The sequence below is a fragment of the Pseudohalocynthiibacter aestuariivivens genome, assembly GCF_018457175.1.
Lineage (GTDB): Bacteria > Pseudomonadota > Alphaproteobacteria > Rhodobacterales > Rhodobacteraceae > Pseudohalocynthiibacter > Pseudohalocynthiibacter aestuariivivens.
Genome location: NZ_JAGFNU010000035.1, coordinates 1 through 3702, shown reverse-complemented (window position 1 = coordinate 3702; position 3702 = coordinate 1). Strand labels below are relative to the sequence as shown.

The 3702-nt window shown below is 52.9% G+C and carries 3 protein-coding genes; all 3 read right to left on the bottom strand.

Going from position 1 to position 3702, the window contains the following annotated elements; translation table 11 throughout:
• Positions 1–314: 314 nt before the first annotated feature.
• On the bottom strand, positions 315–2762 hold the full coding sequence (locus tag J4E70_RS19160; protein ID WP_213891540.1) for an arsenate reductase (azurin) large subunit: 2448 nt from the start codon (positions 2760–2762) through the stop codon (positions 315–317).
• A gap of 16 nt (positions 2763–2778) precedes the next feature.
• Positions 2779–3297: an arsenate reductase (azurin) small subunit gene (locus tag J4E70_RS19155; RefSeq protein ID WP_213891538.1), complete on the bottom strand. Its 519-nt coding sequence runs from the start codon at positions 3295–3297 to the stop codon at positions 2779–2781.
• Positions 3298–3455: 158 nt separating this feature from the next.
• Positions 3456–3566 carry a helix-turn-helix domain-containing protein gene (locus J4E70_RS19760; RefSeq protein WP_425516557.1) on the bottom strand — a complete coding sequence of 37 codons (111 nt, stop codon included), beginning with the start codon at positions 3564–3566 and terminating at the stop codon, positions 3456–3458.
• Between the last annotated feature and the right edge of the window lie 136 nt (positions 3567–3702).

Here is a 3702-nt window from a genome sequence, read left to right as displayed (position 1 = left end):
AGCCGTGCGCTTGCTTCAATAGAAGCATTGCAAATCTCGGTGTCAAAGTATTCCTACTGGTTTCGCAGCAGTAATAGGCTTTCGATAAAATCGTGATCAAATTGGGTTCAAAGCGTTAGTTTGCTGCATTCTGCACTAATGACCGCGGTAGCGGGACAAAGCGGCCGCTTTGAACTTGGCAAGATAATGGGATTAAACATTACAAACAGCTATGCACGCACCAAGCGCTAAATATGCGACTGTCAGTGGCAGATAGCTCTCACAAATGAAAACGGGCAGCCCGTATGCCGCCCGTTTCAATCACATCATTTGTCTTAGGTAGTGTATTCCTTCGACTTAAACGAAATGTGCCTGGCCGATTCCGGGGCGTCCGCGACTTTGCGGATATTGGCCCAAGTGTGCTTGTAGTCCGGAAGAACCAACTCGTTTACGCCAGGATTGATCACGTTGCCTTGCGACCCGGCGGGAGAGCCAAAGACCATCAGTGTTTCACCCCTGCGCGCAGTCGGTGTCGGATAGACCATTGCCTGCGTTGCCCCATTGTCGTTGTAAATTTCGACAAGGTCGCCCGCACTGGCACCCAGATCGGCCATGTCTGCCGGGTTCATCTCAATGAACGGGAAGGGGAAGCGATCCTGAATGAAGTCGTTATCCTGATCGAGGAACTGGTTTTGCCAGAAAATATTGGCGCGGCCGTTATTGATCCAGAATTGGAACTTCTTCTGTTCGGCTTCCTTGCCATCTGCCTGCCAACCGCGCCATCCGGCTGCGCAGAACCGCGCCTTTCCGTCACCTGTGCCAAAGGTGCCATTGGAATACAGACGCTCGGTGCCGACAAGCTTGCCGTCTTCGTAACCGACAACTGGCTCCAACACACCGTTATTACCCATTGCACGCAAACGCTCGTAGGTCACTTCTGGGTTGCCCTTGTTGTAACCGTCCATGAAGGCATCTTCCTCAGTCTTCCAGTCGTACCCTTGAAACTGATCTGCATAAGCATCTTCGCCAAGCCCGCGAAGTGCTGCCTCCATATGCTGGGCAATTCCGGCTGCAATCAGGCAGTCAGGCATGGAGTTGCCAAATGGATCCATGTACTTTTCTGACAGGCGCATCCGACGCTCGCCATTCATCGAAGTGAGGTTCATCTCGTTGGATTCACATGCTGCCAAGATTACATGGGCGTTTTCACCGATCTGACTGCGGATGATGTCAACATCAACCACGAACAATCCACCCGCGTTGACAGCACCGACAATCGCGTCGATCAGCTCTTCACGTGTGCCACCCGCTGCATTGTCCATTGCGGTTTTCACCATGTCTGCACGCCGCTTGTGTGCTTGCTTGAACTTGGCGGCGTTAAGGGTAGTTTTGTAATGGTCACAGGCCCAGATATGGTGAATTTTCCCTTGTCCGCTGATTAGAAGCCGATCGACATAGGCCGCTGGGCGGCCCACATGGGCGTCTGACGGACGATAGTAGCCCTCTTGGTGACCACCCAAACGGCAGATACCGCCACCCTCGCGACCGACATTGCCGGTGGCTAGCGCGATATTCACCAGCGCACCGATTGTGCGGTAGTTGTCGTTGCCCCAGATGATGCCTTTTTCATAGGCGGTCACGCATTTACGGCGTGCTCCGTCTTTGGGCTCGGCAATCCACGCGGCTGCCGTGGCGATATCACCTGCTGAAACGCCGCAGATTTCCTCGGCTTCGTCCAGAGACACCCGGCAGGATTCCATCGCCACTTTGAGGCTGCCAAGCGCTGCTGGGTGGGCAGCATCCTCGGGTTGGGCCACACCGTCTTCGAAGGTTGAGTTGGCAATGAAATCGGCATCAATCCAGCCCTTGTCCACGATCTCAGTCAGCAGAGCGTTGAAGAGCGCCATATCAGTTCCGGTGTTGATTTGAAGATGCAGTACATTTTCTGCGCCCGCCACCTCTTCAGCCGCATTGATCGAAACGGTGCGTCGTGGCTCAACAAAGATGACGCGTGCTCCATTCCGCATTCCGGGGACCATGTGGTTCAGGAACAGGTTGGTCTGAGTTTCCAGCGGATTGGCACCCACTATCATGATCGTATCGGTCAGTTCGTAGTCCGCGTATTGGTAGTTCAGCTCACCCACACCCATGTCGCGGGTTGAGTGGACCTCCGAATTGTAGGCGGGCCTATTGTGGATACGGCAATTCTTGATTTTCATTGACTCGAAGTAGAGCTTGCCGGTGCCCCAGGTATTTTCATACCCGCCGGCAGAGCCACCGTGGTCAAACATGGACACAACCAGATCGTCCTCGGACCCTTCAGACACGACGCGTGCGGTTACTTTTGCCACGAGGTCCAGGGCGTCGTCCCAACTGGTCGGTTGCATCACACCGTTGCGCCACACCAGAGGGTCCGATAAACGTTGCTGTTGCGTGCCGGTAACTTTTGAAGGACGGTTTTCTGCCATCCGAGCACCGCGGATCGAACCGAGCCCTGCGTTCACGACGCAATCACCATCCGGCATTACAACCAGCTGAACATCTTTGCCATCTTGCCGGACGACATTGTACATTGATGGCGAATACCACGCATTTGAATCAGCGCTTTGTTGTTCGCCCAAATCTTGTCCAAACTTGTTGTTTGATGTTGTGCCTTGCTTGTTCATTGGCCAAGTGTAGGCCTTGTAGCCACAGCCAACGATACAATAGTGACATGTTACATTGTGTTCTTTCGCATCCGCCGGAATGATGGGCAGGCGATCGATTTGTCTTTTATAAGCCATTTTTTTTCTTCCCCGCTTACAGCACGTTGCTCAGACGGCCATAGATCAGCTCGTCCGCGCCTTCGGCGTAAATGTCACCATTGTCATCAACCCGCAGCGCAAACTGCGGCAGGTTGTTGGTCGCGTGGCCCCAGGTTTGCTGGCCGCCAACTTCAACATCGAAACGCGAGAAGTGGCCGGGGCAATTCAGCGTACGGTCTTCGCTGTTGTACGACATGTAATAGCCCTTGTGTGGACACAGGGTAGAAAAGGCTACGATGTCACCGTCCGGACCAATACCTCCTTCGACGACCTGACCCAGCTTGATCAGAACGCCCGGGCTGTCAGCGTCAGGATATTCGATATCAAGTGGTTCATTGACAACCAGTTCCGAAAGATTAGCTAGACGGTTAGATGGGTAGTCCACCCGTGCGTTCGCTGGCGTTGCCTTTGCTTGTGTGCCGGATACGGACGCAACCGCCGCCCCAGCAGTGGCGAATGCGCCACCACGAAGAAACTGGCGCCGCCCTACATTCACCATGTTTTTGCATCTCATGGTTGGTTCCTCCCATTTAAACTATATGGAAAGTTTACCACTTTGGCCGTAAGGAAGGTTTGCCAAAAATTGCGCCCCCCGCCGTTGCAATATATTGTTTTAAATTAATTATTTTTTCTGTTCGGATTTCTGAACATCGTTTCGAGTTGTAAAATCATTCAGTTAGAACTTACTTCAATGCCCAGCCTCTGCATCTTTTCCCACAGAGTCGTCCGTGACACATTCACCAGTTTCGCGGCCTTCCCGATCTGCCCGCCAGTGTGTTCCAGAGCTTCAATTGTTGATTTGCGTTGAGAACTGACCCGGTATTTTCACCGAGATTTGACCCACCCTTGATTATGTATCAGCGTTTATTTCGCGGTCAATGTCGGTGTTTCCTTTCGTGTTTTCTTTGCGGCCTCAGAG